Origin of the sequence: Serratia ureilytica (assembly GCF_013375155.1) — a bacterium.
In the GTDB taxonomy this organism is placed as follows: domain Bacteria; phylum Pseudomonadota; class Gammaproteobacteria; order Enterobacterales; family Enterobacteriaceae; genus Serratia; species Serratia ureilytica.
In genome coordinates this window covers 103,855-118,120 of the sequence record NZ_JABXOF010000012.1, presented here as the reverse complement: position 1 = coordinate 118,120, position 14,266 = coordinate 103,855, and the positions used below count along the sequence as shown (strand labels likewise).

Sequence of the window (14,266 nt, the reverse complement as noted above, 5' to 3'; positions counted from 1 at the left end):
TATTATTTCCGTACCAGTACGCAAAGCGAGCGCGCGGCCTGGTGCCAGGCGGGCAATACCGCCCGTGAGTCTTCCTGAGTGAACGGGGCGACAACCTGCCAATCGCCTTCCGGCAACCTCATCTCCGTCGTTTGCGGCGTGGCGTTGATCAGCAGCAGCCAGCGCTGCGACAGCAGGATCTGCATGAGCGACTCGCCCTGCTCCCACTGCTGCGCGTCGAGCGCCTGCCCTTGCGCGTTCAGCCACTGCACGCTGCCGTCGTCCTGCTGCCACCAGCGGTCCTGCTGCAGCGCGGGGATCTGGCGGCGCAGCGCGATCAGCGCCGCGACGTAATCGGTCAGCGCGTCGTCCGCCGTGGCCCAATCGAGCCAGGTGGTGGCGTTGTCCTGACAATAGGCATTGTTGTTCCCCTGCTGGCTGTGTCCCTGTTCATCGCCGGCCAGCAGCATCGGCGTTCCCTGGGACAGCAACAGCGTGGCGAGCATCGCCCGCTGGCTGGCCCTGCGGCGTTGCACAATGGCGTCGTCGGCGACCAGGCCTTCGACGCCGTGGTTGTTGCTGAAATTGCGATCGCTGCCGTCGCGGTTGCCCTCGCCGTTGGGCTGATTGTGTTTCTCATTGAAGCTGACCACGTCCTGCAGGGTAAAACCGTCATGGGCGGTCAGCATGTTGACAGTGGCGTAAGGCGCTCGCCCGCGCTGGTTATACAGATCGCTGGAAGCGGCAAAACGCCGGGCGAACTGGCCGAGCGACACGCCGCTCTGCAGCCAGAAACGACGCATGTCATCGCGGTAATGATCGTTCCATTCGGCAAAGCGGCCGGGAAACGCCCCCACCTGATAGCCGCCGGGGCCAATGTCCCAGGGTTCGGCGATCAGCTTGCAGCGCGACAGCACATCGTCCGCCAGCATCGCCTGGAACAGCGGCGCATCGCGATCGAACCCCGGCGTGCGGCCGAGCACGCTGCCCAGATCGAAACGGAAGCCGTCGACGTGGCACTCCCGCACCCAAAAACGCAGGCAATCCATCACCCAGGCCACGCCCTGCGGCTGATCCAACCGCAGCGTGTTGCCGCAGCCGGTGTCGTTGACATAGTCCCCTTCGGGCGTCAGCCAGTAGTAGCTCAGGTTATCGATGCCGCTCAGCGACAGCATCGGCCCGTCCATATCCAGCTCGGCGCTGTGGTTGAACACCACGTCGAGGATCACCTCGATGCCGGCTTTGTGCAGCGCCTTGACCGCATCGCGGAATTCGTTCAGCGGCGTGGCATCGGTGCTCAGGCTGGCGTAGCGGTTGTCCGGCGCATAGGGCGCCAGCACGTTATAGCCCCAATAGTTGATCAGCCCCAACCGCTGCAGGCGCGGTTCGGAGGTATGTTGCTGCACCGGCAGCAGTTCCAGCGCGGTGATGCCGAGGCGTTTGAAGTGGGCGATCATCGCCGGGTGCCCCAATGCGGCGAAGCTGCCGCGCAGCGCCGGCGGGATCTGCGGGTGCAGCAGCGTCAGGCCGCGCACGTGCGCTTCGTAAATCACCGTCTGTCCCCAGGGCGTGGCAGGCGGGCGATCGTCCTGCCAGTCATACTGTTCGTCCACCACCACGCACTTCGGCATCAGCTCCGCGCTGTCGTGCGGGTCCGGCTGCTCGTAACCGCCGTGCAGGTGCGGGTGATCCGCCACCGGCCCTTCCACCGCGCGCGCGGCCGGATCGAGCGCCAGTTTGTTGGGGTTGAAACGCTGTCCGTTCGCCGGGTCAAACGGGCCGTAGACCCGGTAACCGTAACGTTGCCCCGGCCTGCCGCCCGGTAAGTAGCCATGCCAGATATCGCCGCTGCGCGCCGGCAGCGGCAGGCGCACTTCGCGCTGCTGGCCGTCGAACAGGCACAGCTCCACCCGCTCCGCGTGCGCCGAGTACAGGGTAAAGTTGATGCCTTCGCCGTCGTAATGCGCGCCCAGCGGCGCGGCGAGGCCGGCCGTCAGCTCCGTCATGGCGCCTCCCGCAGCAGATAAATGGTCGCCAGCGGCGGCAGCGTTACGCAGATGGAGAAGTCGCGGCCGTGGCTGCCGACCGCTTCGGAAGAGACCCGCCCCTGATTGCCGGCGTTGCTGCCGTGATAGTGGTGCGAATCGGTATTGAGGATCTCGCGGTAGTCACCGGCGCGCGAGAGGCCGATGCGGTAGCGGTAGCGCGGCACCGGGGTAAAGTTGCTGATGGCGATCAGCTCATTGCCCTGCGAATCGTAGCGCGCGAAGGCGAACACCGAGTTGTCGTGATCGTCGACCACCAGCCACTCGAAGCCGTCCGGCCGGTAGTCGCGCTCGTACAGCGGCGCCTGCTGCCGGTAGCAGTGGTTCAGATCGCGCACCAGCCGCTGCACGCCGTTATGCCAGTTATCCAACCCTTCCAATAAATGCCAGTCGAGGCTGGTATCGAAATTCCACTCGCGCCCCTGTGCGAATTCGCAGCCCATAAACAGCAGCTTCTTGCCCGGATGCGCCCACATAAAGCCGTAATAGGCGCGCAGGTTGGCGAATTTCTGCCAGGCGTCGCCCGGCATACGGTCGAGGACCGATTTTTTGCCGTGCACCACTTCATCGTGTGAGATAGGCAACACGAAGTTCTCGGTATAGGCGTACAGCATGCCGAAGGTCATCTGGTTGTGGTGATACTTGCGGTGCACCGGATCGCACTTCATGTAATTGAGCGTGTCGTGCATCCAGCCGAGGTTCCATTTGTAGTGGAACCCAAGGCCGTTGGCGTCCGGCGGCAGGGTGACGCCGGGATAGTCGGTGGATTCCTCCGCCAGCGTCACCGCGCCCGGCTGCGCCTGGCCGATAGTCTGGTTGGTATAACGCAGGAAGGCGATGGCCTCCAGATTCTCGTTGCCGCCGTAGTAATTCGGCACCCACTCGCCGTCGGCGCGGCTGTAGTCGCGATAGATCATCGACGCCACCGCATCCACCCGCAGCGCGTCGATGCCGAAGCGCTCCAGCCAATACAGCGCGTTGCCCGCCAGGTAGTTGCGCACCTCGTGGCGACCGTAGTTGTAAATCAGCGTATTCCAGTCCTGATGGTAGCCCTCGCGCGGATCGGCGTATTCGTACAGCGCAGTGCCATCGAAATTCGCCAGGCCGTAGGCGTCGCTGGGGAAGTGCCCCGGCACCCAGTCGAGGATCACGTTGATGCCCGCCTCATGCGCCGCCGCCACAAACGCCCTGAAGTCGGCCGGCGTGCCGAAGCGCCGGGTCGGCGCATACAGCCCCAGCGGCTGGTAGCCCCAGCTGCCGTCGAACGGGTGCTCGTTGACCGGCAGCAACTCGATATGGGTGAATCCCATGTCCTTCACATAGTCGATCAGCTGCACCGCCAGTTCACCGTAGCTGAGCCAAAAGTGGTTATCGGTGTGGCGCCGCCATGATCCGAGATGCACCTCGTAAATGGCGATCGGCTGGTCAAAATCGTTGGCGCGGCGGCGCGCCGGCGTCGACGGCACCACCTCCGGCAGCGGCGCCACCAGCGAGGCGGTATCCGGGCGCATCTGCGCCTCAAAGGCGTAAGGATCGGCTTTCAGTTGGGTATTGCCATAGCAATCGACGATTTCATATTTGTACAGCTGCCCGGCCCGCACGCCGGGCAAGAACAGCTCCCAGATGCCGTTCTCACGCCGCAGACGCATCGGGTGGCGGCGGCCGTCCCAGAAGTTGAATTCCCCCACCACCGAGACGCGCTGCGCGTTGGGCGCCCAGACCGCAAAGCTGACGCCGTCGACGCCATCCAGCGTGACGAGGTGAGCGCCCAGCCGTTCATAGGGGCGCAGATGCGTGCCTTCGGCCAATAACCAACTGTCGATATCCTGCAGCAGCGGGCCGAACCGGTAGGGATCGTCGACGATCTGTTGATGATCGCGCCAGCTGACCTGCAGCTGATAGCGGAAAGGATTTTTTCGCCGCGGCACCACGGCGCTGAAGAAACCGCGCGGATCGTCGCAGTTCAGCTGCACCAGTCGCCGGCCGGTTTGCTGTTCCACCAGCCAGACTGCGCCGGCGTCCGGCAGCAGCGCGCGCACTTGCAGACCGTTATCGGTCGCATGCATGCCAAGCAGAGCAAAGGGATCGGCATAATGGCCGGAGATGATCTGATCAATCACGTCACGATCGGGAAGTACAGGCATAGTCTTCTTCCTTAGATTAACAGCATGATCTAAGCACGGCTTGTTGGTTATTCCTTGGCCGTTTTGGTCATCATGCAATGCATTCGGACTCTAAAGCGTGATTGCGGTCGGTTATTGACCAATCTTTACTCTGCCGACCTGAATTTCGCTCTTTATGCTTATTTTTTGAAATATTTCAGTCATGGTGAAAAAGTGTTCACCCCTGCGTTAAGCATAGCCAATGTCTGTTAAAAACTGCTCGGCATTGGTGAGGAAAATTCTTCATTAAGAAAACTGCCAGCCTGACGGCATCTGCATGCGGCGGCCGACGAGAAGAGATGCGGGGTACAGCCCAATGAAACGAGACTTGCGATAACGCTGCCCGACGCGGCGCGCAGCGAACAAAAAGGCGGAAAATAAGGCGTTAGGGGGCTGAAAGCGCTCAGCCCCCAGGAAGTATGGGTTTACAACAAAGTACAGAAGCAGCAGGTATCGCCTATTCCAAAGCAGAGATCACCTTCTCAAGAAACGATCGCGCTGTGTATCCCCATGGCGCTGGTGCAAACTCCCCATCAGCAAGTTCAGCAACAGCAAGTTCAAGCTGTTGTTCCTCAGGATATTGCGCCAGCAACGCTCGTGCTTCATCGACGGTTTTTCTCACTGTCGCGGTATTTTCCGTCTCCCGATAAGAGGCCAGGATCTCTTCTACAGACTCTCCAAATAAATCATAATCTTGCCCAAAAAAAACACGCACAAGTGTACCGAGATTAGCGACTGAAAAGCCCATAGGGTCCCTTATCTGATAATGGGGTAAGCGGTTAAAATGTAATACGGCTTACCGTTGTAAATTTTCTTTAGCAAGACAACCCGCACGCTGTTGGACGTTAATTGAATTGTGCTTCCTTGCCTGTAGCCAAAACCAACCGCTTACCCACCTTATGCGTGAGTTCAAGCACGTTGGCCGAAGTAGGCTGTTGCGCCCAGCGCTTAATAAGCGCGTTATTCACTTTCAACGCCCGACTAATCGCGTCTTCAGCAGTACGTAAATCTGTAAATGTCGAGGCTGACTGTAAACCAGGACTCTTTGCCAAGCGCTCCAGCAGCTCTTCTGAACTTTTAGCAACATGCTTAGCAATGGTGTGCCCACCTCCTTTTGCACCGGCTATAGACTCGTGTTCAAGCAATTTTAATTGCCCCACCCGAACGGAAGCCACGCGTACAGCGCCTAAAGCGGTTGCAAACACCAAAGGAACGGCAATATCTACCGTTAAACCGACGTTGTAAGCCATATCTTCGTCGGCCCCCAGACTCTGAGCCAGCAAAACCGCCGACTTGTAAGTGTCTGTAGTCAATGATCGGCCGGTAATGATCTGATTTGATGCGGTTTTTATGCTATCCATGCTATGAGTGCCAACGACCACGCATCCCACTTTGGTTAACAATGTTGGGTCAGGCGCATAGCACATCACCCCAGCCCCAAGAAGTTCGACGACTCCCCCCGCTAAACCCAGTCCACCCATGAGCCGATTACCCCAGGTTTCCCCTTCTGTGACCGTGCTATCCGACATCACGGCCGCTAGCTGCACGGGTGAAAGCGCGACCTGTAATCCTTCGTTGGAAATCATATCCCTATACCTGCGCTATGTTGCCAATGCGCTTATAAATATCACAGGGAAGATTAACTTGTAACCACATTCAGACCATACCGACATGACTCCGCTCATATGAAAAAGCCCGCAATAAGCGGGCTTTGAAATACAACAGATGAACTGGCGAGCGGGTTTACAGCAGGATGCGCAGCATGCGGCGCAGCGGCTCGGCCGCGCCCCACAGCAGTTGGTCGCCCACGGTGAACGCCGACAGGTACTCCGGCCCCATATTCAGCTTGCGCAGACGGCCGACCGGCGTATTCAGCGTGCCGGTCACCGCCGCAGGCGTCAGTTCGCGCATGGTCAGCTCGCGGTCGTTCGGGATCACGCGCACCCAGTCGTTGTGCGTCGCCAGCATCTGCTCGATTTCCGGCAGCGACACGTCTTTTTTCAGCTTCAGGGTGAACGCCTGGCTGTGGCAGCGCAGCGCGCCCACGCGCACGCACAGGCCATCGACCGGGATCACGCTGCCGGTGTTGAGGATCTTGTTGGTCTCCGCCTGGCCTTTCCACTCTTCGCGGCTCTGGCCGTTGTCGAGCTGCTTGTCGATCCACGGGATCAGGCTGCCGGCCAGCGGCACGCCGAAGTTGTCGGTCGGCAGTTTGCCGCTGCGGGTCGCCTCGGTCACCTTGCGTTCGATATCCAGAATGGCGGAGGCTGGATCCTGCAGCTCTTTCGCCACATCGGCGTGCAGCATGCCCATTTGGGTCAGCAGTTCGCGCATGTGGCGAGCGCCGCCGCCGGAGGCCGCCTGGTAGGTGGCGACCGACGCCCACTCCACCAGATCGTTGGCGAACAGGCCGCCGAGGGACATCAGCATTAGGCTGACGGTGCAGTTGCCGCCGACGAAGGTTTTGATGCCTTTGTCCAGGCCCTGCTGGATCACCGCGTGGTTGACCGGATCCAGAATGATGATGGCGTCATCCTGCATGCGCAGCGACGAGGCCGCGTCGATCCAGTAACCCTGCCAACCGCTGGCGCGCAGCTTAGGGTAAACTTCGTTGGTATAATCGCCGCCCTGACAGGTAATAATGATATCGAGCGCGCTCAGGGCGTCGATGTCATAGGCATCCTGCAGCGTGCCCTGCTGGCCGCCGAAGGCCGGCGCGGCAGAACCGTGCTGCGAGGTGGAGAAAAAGACCGGGCGAATGGCGTCGAAATCGCGCTCTTCCGTCATGCGTTGCATGAGAACCGAGCCGACCATTCCGCGCCAACCGATGAAACCAACGTTTTTCATAATATCTGTGTCCCGCCCGGATAAGGGCTTATTAGGTGATAACGAGTTGTGTGCAATATCTCCTCACCTTACAAAATGTCGGCGCGGGCGCAAAGTGAATTTATTCGATGGCTGGGGATTTCTCAGCAATCCTTCTTATAGGCAAGGACGCGGCCGAAAAGGCCGAGGCGTTTTCCCGATCACGAGGTCACCATGACAGAGATGATTTCCGCTACGGTATTGCTGTTTTTAATTATGGATCCGCTGGGCAACCTGCCGATTTTCATGTCGGTGCTCAAACACCTGGAACCGCGCCGCCGCCGCGTGGTGTTGATTCGCGAGCTGCTGATCGCCCTGCTGCTGATGCTGATCTTCCTGTTCGCCGGCGAGAAAATTCTGGCGTTCCTCAACCTGCGCACCGAAACCGTCTCCATTTCCGGCGGCATCATCCTGTTTCTGATCGCCATCAAGATGATTTTCCCGTCTCAGGAGGGCAACAGTTCGGGGCTGTCCGCCGGCGAAGAGCCCTTCCTGGTGCCGCTGGCGATCCCGCTGGTGGCCGGGCCGTCGATTCTGGCAGCGCTGATGCTGCTGTCGCACCAGTATCCACATCAGCTGCCCCATCTGGTGGCGGCGCTGTTGATCGCCTGGGGCCTCTCTGCGGCCATTTTGCTGATGTCGAACCTGTTCCTGCGCCTGCTGGGCAGCAAAGGCGTCAGCGCGCTGGAGCGGTTGATGGGGCTGATTCTGGTGATGCTGTCGACCCAGATGTTCCTGGACGGCGTGCGGGCTTACATGAAGCTGTAGGCGCCTGGCGGCGCCGACAACGGCCCGCGCTCAGCGGGCGGTAACGCGGCGAATATAGGCGAGCGTATCGGCGACCACGCCGTCCAGCGGCTGGTTGATGTCGATCGCTTGCACATCCGGCTCCTGCTCGCCCGGCTCTTCCAACGTGGCGAACTGCGAAACCAGCATCTGCGGTTTGAAGAAATGACCTTTGCGCTGCTTCAGGCGCTCCTCGATCACCGCTTTGTCGCCTTTCAGGTAGAGGAAATGCAGGTTGCTATTCCCTTCGCGCAGGCGGTCGCGATAGCTTTTTTTCAGCGCCGAACACACCAGCAGCGACACCGGATTGGTGCGTTGCATGGCGAAGATGGCGTCGTTGAGCGCAGCCAGCCACGGAGCGCGATCGTTGTCGTCCAGCGCATGCCCGGCGGCCATTTTGTTGATGTTGGCGCGCGGATGCAGATAATCGCCGTCCAGCATGGCGGCATCGGCTTCCCGGGCGACGGCGCTGGCCACGGCGGATTTACCGCTGCCGGACACCCCCATCAGGATAAATACGTGATTCTGCGGATTACTCATTGTGTCATGCCCTTATGGGAACTGGCGCGAGCGCGCCAAATGCGTCCCAACTGATAAAGATACTCTGGAACGCCGACGCCCCGCAGGGCGTCGGATAACGATTATACGACCGTCGCCAGCAGCAGGCAGCCCACCAGGCCGCACACCGAGATGATGGTTTCCAGCACCGACCAGGATTTGATGGTTTCCATGATGCTCAGGTTGAAGTACTCCTTGAACAGCCAGAAGCCCGGATCGTTAACGTGCGAGAAGATAACGCTGCCGGAACCGACCGCAATCACCATCAGCTCAGGGCTGACGCCGGTGGTGGCGATCAGCGGGGCGACGATGCCGCCGGCGGTGATCGCCGCCACGGTGGCGGAACCCAGCGCCAGACGCAGCGCGGCGGCGATCGACCAGGCCATCAGGATCGGCGAAACGTTGCTGCCTTCCATCAGGCCGGCGATGTACTGCTCGACGCCGCTGTCCACCAGCACCTGTTTGAAGGCGCCGCCGCCGCCGATGATCAACAGCATCATGGCGATGATTTTAATCGAGTCGGTGATGGTGCCCATCACTTCATCCATGGTGCGGCCGCGGTTCAGGCCGAAGGTGAAGATGGCGATCAGCACGGCGATCAGGGTCGCCATCACCGGGTCGCCGAAGAACTCGGCGAAGCGCAGCAGGCTGTGGCCCTTCGGCAACACCATTTCAGCCACCGCGCGCAGCGCCATCAGGATCACCGGCACCAGCGACGTGGCGACGCTGACGCCAAAGCTCGGCATCTCCGCGTCGGTAAAGGTTTTCGGGTTGTACAGGCCTTCCGGCACCGGCTTGTCGATGCCTTTCAGGAAGCGGGCATAGACCGGGCCGGCCAGGATCACCGTCGGGATCGCCAGCAGCGTGCCGTACAACAGGGTTTTACCCATGTCGGCATGGAAGATGGTGGCGATAGCGGTCGGGCCCGGGTGCGGCGGCAGGAAGCCGTGAGTCACCGACAGCGCAGCGGCCATCGGCACGCCGACGTACAGCAGCGGAATGCGCGCGGAGGCGGCGATGGTGAACACCAGCGGCAGCAACAGCACGAAGCCCACTTCGTAGAACAGCGCGAAGCCGACGGTGAAACCGGTCAGCACCACCGCCCATTGAATGTGTTTTCTGCCGAACTTGTCGATCAGCGTGGTGGCGATGCGCTGTGCGCCGCCGCAGTCCGCCAGCAGCTTGCCGAGCATGGCGCCGAAGCCCATGATCAGCGCCAGGCTGCCCAGCGTGCCGCCCACGCCGGCCTTGATGGAGCCGATGACCTTATCGACCGGCATCCCCTGTGCAATCCCGACCGCCAGAGCAACCAGAACCAGAGAGATAAAGCCGTTCAGCTTGAAGCGGATCATCAGCAGCAGCAGCAGCGCTACGCCGCCTGCAACAATCACTAATGGCATAGTTTTTCTCCAACCTTTTATCGCGACTCTCTTTACGATAGGCGTAAAGCGTGCGGTTGTTTTATTTTTAGGCTCTTTCCCGGTGTTTAAGAAGAGCTGTAGGTGTTGTTGATTCAGAGGTTCAGTCTTGCAGCAAGATGACCGCCCACTCGTTGTTACCGGTATCATGATACCGGTAACAACATAAGCCTCGGAACCGGGTAAGCGGCTAAAATTCGCGTTCTGGGACAGAGATCAAACTTATGTCGGCAACGAGCGGCGGGCTTACAGGCGGGATAACCAGCGCGCCTCAGGACGCGCTGCAAAAAGAAAGGGTGTTAAAACAGAACGTTAAAATGGCTCAGATGCTGCCGCCTGGGATCACGGTGAAACCGACGTCCACCATGCGCGGGCACACCGTTTCGCCGCGCAGCCGGGCCAGCAGGCGCTCGGCGCCGATCTGCCCCATGCGCTCGCGCGGGGTCAGCACGCTGGCCAGCTTCGGCACCATCACCTGACCGATGTCATGGCCGTGGAAACCGGCGATCGCCATGTCCTGCGGGATCGACAGCCCCTGTCGCTGGCACTCGAAGGCCGCGCCGATCGCCAGGTCATCGTTGGTGCAGAAGATACTGTCGATCTGCGGATAATCGCGCTGCGCCTGGCGCAGCAGCTCGCCGCCGGCGGAATAGGAGGAAGACCGCGCGGTCATGATGCTGTACGGCTCCAGGCCGGATTCACGCATCGCCTGCTCATACCCCTGTTGTTTGATGATAGTACGTTCATCCTGACGGGCGCCGAAGTAGACCACGTGACGGTGGCCGTGCGCGATGATTTGCTGCGTCATCTGGCGCGCCGCCTCGAAGTTGTTGAAGCCCACCGCCAGATCGATGCACGGCGAGACGCAGTCCATCAGCTCTACCACCGGAATGCCCGCCACCTCGATCATCTTCAGGGTGCGCGGCGTGTGGTGTCGCTCGGACAGGATCAAACCGTCGATATTGTAAGACAGCAGCGAGGTCAGACGCTCTTCTTCACGCTCCGGCAGATAGCCGTAGTGCGCCAGCATGGTCTGGTAGTTGTGCGCGTCGGTCACGCTTTCGATGCCGCGCAGCACTTCGGCGAACACCTGGTTGGTCAGCGACGGCAACAGCACGCCAATCGCCCGGCTGGTGGCGTTGGAGAGAATGTCCGGCGCGCGGTTGGGGATGTAGCCCAGCTCATCCAGCGCGACGGCGATTTTTTGCTGCAGGGCGGCGGAAACCTGGTCGGGATTGCGCAGATAACGGCTCACCGTCATCTTGGTCACGCCCACCTTGTCCGCCACATCCTGGAGTACCGGCCGTTTTTTCTTCATTATCAATGAACTGACTAACCGTGAATGGGCAGTCATTTTAGCAAAAAAAACGGCGCGCCGATATTGTCGGTTATGCGACGGCCAACGCAAAAAGGGCTCACACCGTGAGCCCTTCATACGCAGACAAAGGGGAAAAAGCGTGGTTTCTCCCCCTTTGTGACGAGCAGCCGAAAATCAATAAATTGATTTTCCTTGTTTTTATATGTTTTGCCGGCATTAAGTCAGGCAACGTCGGCAGGCGAATCACTCACTTCAAGGGCTCACACCGTGAGCCCTTGATATTTACCGCTTAATCACACCGGCGGCAGATCGAACAGCAGGATTTCGCTCTCTTCGTCGGCCTGAATCGTCAGCGCCGATTCATCCCACACCGCAAACGCGTCGCTGATGCCGGCGGCCTGGCCATTGACCGAGACCTTGCCGCGCACCACCTGGATCCAAATGCGGCGGCCGGCGTCGATCGCGTATTCCGCCTGCTCACCTTTATTCAGCGCCCAACGCGACAGCGTCATGTCCTGGAACACCTTCAGCGAGCCGTCACGCGCATCCGGCGACAGCACCAGCTGACGGCCCTGCGGCGCGTCGAACATGCGCTGTTCGTAGCGCGGCTCCAGCCCGACCTGATCCGGGATGATCCAAATCTGGTACAGGTGCAACGGACGATCCTGATTGGCGTTGTACTCGGAGTGACGCACGCCGGTGCCCGCACTCATGATCTGGAATTCGCCGGCCTGGATCTGCTCTTTGTTGCCCATGCTGTCCTGGTGTTCCACCGTGCCGCTCAGCACGTAGGTCAGGATTTCCATGTCTTTATGCGGGTGAGTACCGAACCCCTGCCCTGCGTCGATCACATCTTCGTTGATCACCCGCAGCGCCGAGAACCCCATAAAGTTCGGATCGTAGTAATCGGCAAATGAGAAGGTGTGCCAGCTATCCAGCCAGCCATGATTGGCGTGGCCGCGGTCTTCCGCTTTACGTACATAAATCATATTCAACTCTCCTCAATGTTTTTTTACAGTCTAGTCCTGCCAGCAGAATAAGAAAGCGTAAAAAACTCATGCCTCTGTTCAAAAATTTCGATGAAATGAAACGGCGGATGGGCAGCGGATTTGTTGAAAGCGGGAACGGCTGAAAAATGGCAAAAAAAAAGCCAGCACCCGAGCTGGCTAAGTAAACACTGGAAGCAATGTGAGCAATGTCGTGCCTTCGCAGCGAGAGTATCAAGGGTTGATGCCCTCCCCGGAACGCATCGCAATAATAATCATTATCATTCGCACCTGTAAAGCGTTTTTTTTGACCCGTTTAAATAATATTGACTCAAGGCAGTAAACGGATAAATTCAGAGGTTATTCAACCGGTAAGCGACAGGAGCAGCGAGATGAGCAGCAAGATGAGCGAGATCGTGATACGCCACGTGGAAACAACGGATGCGCAGGCCCTGCATCATCTTTATTCTCAGACGCCCGTCTACCGCGATACGCTGCAGCTCCCGCTACCGTCCGTCGAGTCCTGGCAGAAACGCCTCGCCAATCCCGAACCGGGCACGCATAACCTGGCCGCCATCATCGACGGGCAGCTTGCCGGCCAGTTGGTTGTGATGCTGAATCAGCGCGTTCGCCGCCGCCACGTCGCCACCTTCGGCATCGGCGTCGATCCGCGCTACCACGGTAAAGGCGTCGGCAGCCGCCTGATGCAGGCGATGCTCGACCTGTGCGACAACTGGGCGGCCATCGAGCGCATCGAACTGACGGTGTTCACCGATAACCCGGCGGCCATCGCGCTGTACCGCAAATTCGGCTTTGAGATAGAGGGCACCAGCCGCGCCTATGCCATGCGCGACGGCGTGCTGGTCGATGCCTACCATATGGCGCGTCTGCGCTCCGGGCAGCCACGCGCAGATGCGTGATCTCATCCCCCCGCAGGGGCCGCTGCGCCGGCCCCTTAACATCAACCGCCGAACCTTTTTACAAGCGCTGGCCGGCTTGACGGCCGCCGCCGGCATGTTCTCTCCCCTCACCCCATTAGGTGCCGCTATGCCAACTTCCGCCACCGGGCGCCCTGGCGCCCGCAACCTGATTACCGATGTGCCGGGCCTGAAGGTCGGCGTGGCGCAAGACAGCCGGGTGCGCACCGGCGCGACGGTGATCCTGCCGGACAGCCCGGCGATGGCCGCCGTGGACGTGCGCGGCGGCGGCCCCGCCACCCGGGAAACCGACGCCTTGGGCGAAGACAATCTGGTGCAAACCATCGATGCGCTGACGTTCAGCGGCGGTTCAGTTTACGGCCTGGCGGCGGCGGACGGCGTCGCGGCCTGGCTGGGGCAACAGGGCCGAGGCTACGCGCTGCGCCCAGCGCCCGGCGTGCCGGTCTCCCCGATCGTGCCCACCGCCTGCCTGTACGATCTGGCCAACGGCGGTGACAAAAACTGGCAGCTCACGCCGCCATATCGCCAGTTGGGTATCGACGCGGTCGGCAAGGCTGGATTGGACTTTCCGCTGGGCACCGTCGGCGCCGGCTACGGCGCCATGACCGGCATGGGCAAGCTGAAAGGCGGCCTCGGTTCGGCGTCTATCGTCGCCGCCAACGGCGCTACCGTCGGCGCGCTGGTGGCGGTCAACAGCCTGGGTGCGGTGGTAGCGCCCGGCACCCGCGCCTTCTGGGCGACGCCCTATGAAATTGACGGTGAATTCGGCAACGGCGGCGCGGCGGCGCTGGCGCAACTGCGCGCTCAGGGCGAAGACTGGATGGTGCAAGAGCCGCAGGGCGGCAGAAAGAACACCACTCTGGCCTGCATCGCCACCGATCTGGCGCTGACGCGCGTGGAGTTGAAACGGGTGGCCATCATGGCGCAAGACGGCATGGCGCGCGCTATTCGCCCGCTGCACAGCCCGTTTGACGGCGACGTGGTGTTCGCCCTGTCCACCGGGCTGCGCGAGGTACAGGGCAGCCGCGAACTGGCGGTGCTGCAGATCGGCGCACTGGCGGCGGACACCCTGGCCCGGGCGATCGCCCGGGGCGTATACGCCGCCACGCCGTGGCCGGGCAGCCAGGTTGCCACCTGGCGAACGCTCGGCGGCTAACGCGCCGCCATCAAAAAGGGGCGCTGGCGGCGCCCCTCGAGTTTTATTGCCCCTT

At 60.7% G+C, this 14,266-nt stretch carries 11 protein-coding genes and 1 pseudogene; 3 read left to right on the top strand and 9 right to left on the bottom strand.

Features of this window, described 5'->3' with window-relative positions:
- Positions 1-2: 2 nt before the first annotated feature.
- From glgX to asd, 5 genes and pseudogenes are all read right to left on the bottom strand, one after another.
- Positions 3-1,985, bottom strand: coding sequence for a glycogen debranching protein GlgX (gene glgX / locus HWW83_RS21190; RefSeq protein ID WP_096242662.1), 1,983 nt, complete (start codon positions 1,983-1,985; stop codon positions 3-5).
- A complete protein-coding gene (gene glgB / locus HWW83_RS21185; protein ID WP_033645310.1) occupies positions 1,982-4,168 on the bottom strand; it encodes a 1,4-alpha-glucan branching enzyme in 2,187 nt (728 codons plus the stop codon). Before glgB ends, glgX begins: the two co-directional genes overlap by 4 nt.
- A 475-nt stretch (positions 4,169-4,643) precedes the next feature.
- On the bottom strand, positions 4,644-4,934 hold the full coding sequence (locus HWW83_RS21180; RefSeq protein ID WP_033645311.1) for a contact-dependent growth inhibition system immunity protein: 291 nt from the start codon (positions 4,932-4,934) through the stop codon (positions 4,644-4,646).
- A gap of 8 nt (positions 4,935-4,942) precedes the next feature.
- Positions 4,943-5,436, bottom strand: a pseudogene (locus tag HWW83_RS25805) (RNase A-like domain-containing protein).
- Positions 5,437-5,929: 493 nt separating this feature from the next.
- Complete coding sequence (gene asd, locus HWW83_RS21170) at positions 5,930-7,033, bottom strand: aspartate-semialdehyde dehydrogenase (RefSeq protein WP_016930397.1); 1,104 nt, start codon at positions 7,031-7,033, stop codon at positions 5,930-5,932.
- A gap of 192 nt (positions 7,034-7,225) precedes the next feature.
- Here asd and HWW83_RS21165 point away from each other — a divergent pair, with 192 nt between their 5' ends.
- Positions 7,226-7,819: a YhgN family NAAT transporter gene (locus HWW83_RS21165; protein WP_025159894.1), complete on the top strand. Its 594-nt coding sequence runs from the start codon at positions 7,226-7,228 to the stop codon at positions 7,817-7,819.
- Positions 7,820-7,849: 30 nt separating this feature from the next.
- On the opposite strand, the gene gntK is transcribed toward HWW83_RS21165, so the two are convergent.
- From gntK to HWW83_RS21145, 4 genes are all read right to left on the bottom strand, one after another.
- Positions 7,850-8,377, bottom strand: a complete 528-nt coding sequence (gene gntK, locus HWW83_RS21160) for a gluconokinase (RefSeq protein ID WP_046687937.1) — start codon at positions 8,375-8,377, stop codon at positions 7,850-7,852.
- 101 nt (positions 8,378-8,478) lie between these two features.
- Entirely contained in the window at positions 8,479-9,795 is a 1,317-nt protein-coding gene (gene gntT, locus HWW83_RS21155) for a gluconate transporter (RefSeq protein ID WP_016930400.1), read from the bottom strand.
- A 340-nt stretch (positions 9,796-10,135) separates the two neighbouring features.
- Entirely contained in the window at positions 10,136-11,131 is a 996-nt protein-coding gene (gene gntR, locus HWW83_RS21150; protein ID WP_004930833.1) for a gluconate operon transcriptional repressor GntR, read from the bottom strand.
- Positions 11,132-11,424: 293 nt separating this feature from the next.
- Entirely contained in the window at positions 11,425-12,120 is a 696-nt protein-coding gene (locus HWW83_RS21145; protein WP_033651758.1) for a pirin family protein, read from the bottom strand.
- A 401-nt stretch (positions 12,121-12,521) separates the two neighbouring features.
- On the opposite strand from HWW83_RS21145, the gene HWW83_RS21140 reads away from it, so the two are divergent.
- Positions 12,522-13,037 carry a GNAT family N-acetyltransferase gene (locus tag HWW83_RS21140; protein WP_033651759.1) on the top strand — a complete coding sequence of 172 codons (516 nt, stop codon included), beginning with the start codon at positions 12,522-12,524 and terminating at the stop codon, positions 13,035-13,037.
- Positions 13,030-14,211 carry a P1 family peptidase gene (locus tag HWW83_RS21135; RefSeq protein WP_047573413.1) on the top strand — a complete coding sequence of 394 codons (1,182 nt, stop codon included), beginning with the start codon at positions 13,030-13,032 and terminating at the stop codon, positions 14,209-14,211. Before HWW83_RS21140 ends, HWW83_RS21135 begins: the two co-directional genes overlap by 8 nt.
- Positions 14,212-14,266 lie beyond the last annotated feature (55 nt).

What these genes read in the sequence shown, in the direction of transcription:
- glgX (WP_096242662.1), bottom strand. Translation starts at nt 1,985, where the DNA reads ATGACGGAGCTGACGGCCGGCCTCGCCGCGCCGCTGGGCGCGCATTAC.
- glgB (WP_033645310.1), bottom strand. Translation starts at nt 4,168, where the DNA reads ATGCCTGTACTTCCCGATCGTGACGTGATTGATCAGATCATCTCCGGC.
- HWW83_RS21180 (WP_033645311.1), bottom strand. Translation starts at nt 4,934, where the DNA reads ATGGGCTTTTCAGTCGCTAATCTCGGTACACTTGTGCGTGTTTTTTTT.
- asd (WP_016930397.1), bottom strand. Translation starts at nt 7,033, where the DNA reads ATGAAAAACGTTGGTTTCATCGGTTGGCGCGGAATGGTCGGCTCGGTT.
- HWW83_RS21165 (WP_025159894.1), top strand. Translation starts at nt 7,226, where the DNA reads ATGACAGAGATGATTTCCGCTACGGTATTGCTGTTTTTAATTATGGAT.
- gntK (WP_046687937.1), bottom strand. Translation starts at nt 8,377, where the DNA reads ATGAGTAATCCGCAGAATCACGTATTTATCCTGATGGGGGTGTCCGGC.
- gntT (WP_016930400.1), bottom strand. Translation starts at nt 9,795, where the DNA reads ATGCCATTAGTGATTGTTGCAGGCGGCGTAGCGCTGCTGCTGCTGCTG.
- gntR (WP_004930833.1), bottom strand. Translation starts at nt 11,131, where the DNA reads ATGAAGAAAAAACGGCCGGTACTCCAGGATGTGGCGGACAAGGTGGGC.
- HWW83_RS21145 (WP_033651758.1), bottom strand. Translation starts at nt 12,120, where the DNA reads ATGATTTATGTACGTAAAGCGGAAGACCGCGGCCACGCCAATCATGGC.
- HWW83_RS21140 (WP_033651759.1), top strand. Translation starts at nt 12,522, where the DNA reads ATGAGCGAGATCGTGATACGCCACGTGGAAACAACGGATGCGCAGGCC.
- HWW83_RS21135 (WP_047573413.1), top strand. Translation starts at nt 13,030, where the DNA reads ATGCGTGATCTCATCCCCCCGCAGGGGCCGCTGCGCCGGCCCCTTAAC.